Origin of the sequence: Bradyrhizobium sp. 35, from assembly GCF_023073215.1 — a bacterium.
Taxonomy (GTDB): Bacteria; Pseudomonadota; Alphaproteobacteria; order Rhizobiales; family Xanthobacteraceae; genus Bradyrhizobium; species Bradyrhizobium canariense_D.
Genome location: NZ_JADPJC010000015.1, coordinates 1 through 577, shown reverse-complemented (window position 1 = coordinate 577; position 577 = coordinate 1). Strand labels below are relative to the sequence as shown.

Here is a 577-nt window from a genome sequence, read left to right as displayed (position 1 = left end):
AGGCGTGTTGCTACTCGCTACGACAAACTTGCCAGAAACTTCTTGGCCGCCGTCCACCTCGCCGCTCTCGTCGCTTATTGGATCAATTGAGTCTGAACCCTAATCCTTTGATAAGGGCAACGCCTTAGCGATGCGCGTGATCCGCACGGTCGAGCGACTCCAGTGTCGAGGCATTGGCGCAGAAGCCGTGATAGTTCTCCGCGGCGGTGCCGTCGGCCAGCTCGCGATCGCACTGGCCCTTGTGGCTGCAAAGCGCGCACACCCGCTCCATGTCGCGCAGCAGCAGCGGATGCGCGCGGCCGAGCCCTTCGGCACTGATGCCGAGCTGCTCCAGCATCTTCGGCAGCTCGTCGGCGGCGTGCTTGCCGTGACGGACCAGATCTTCCAGATCGTCAGGCGCGATCCGCAGGTCTTGCGCGATCCGGTCGAAATCGGCGCGGTCGAGCTGCCGGATCTCGTTCAGCTCGCGGCGATGCTTCGTAAGCGCGAAGCCGATACCCTTGCTTCAGAATTCGAATGAACGTGCGAAAGAAGCCTCCGGCTTGGACGGAGGTTTCGGATGGGATTGGACAGCAAA

Annotated in this window: 2 pseudogenes; one reads left to right on the top strand and one right to left on the bottom strand. The window is 61.7% G+C overall.

Annotation, left to right across the window (positions count from 1 at the left end):
- Positions 1–90, top strand: a pseudogene (locus IVB36_RS02310) (IS5/IS1182 family transposase); the annotation flags it as partial.
- A 34-nt stretch (positions 91–124) separates the two neighbouring features.
- Here the strand turns inward: IVB36_RS02310 and IVB36_RS02305 are convergent.
- Positions 125–478 (bottom strand): annotated as a pseudogene (locus IVB36_RS02305) (hypothetical protein); the annotation flags it as partial.
- Between the last annotated feature and the right edge of the window lie 99 nt (positions 479–577).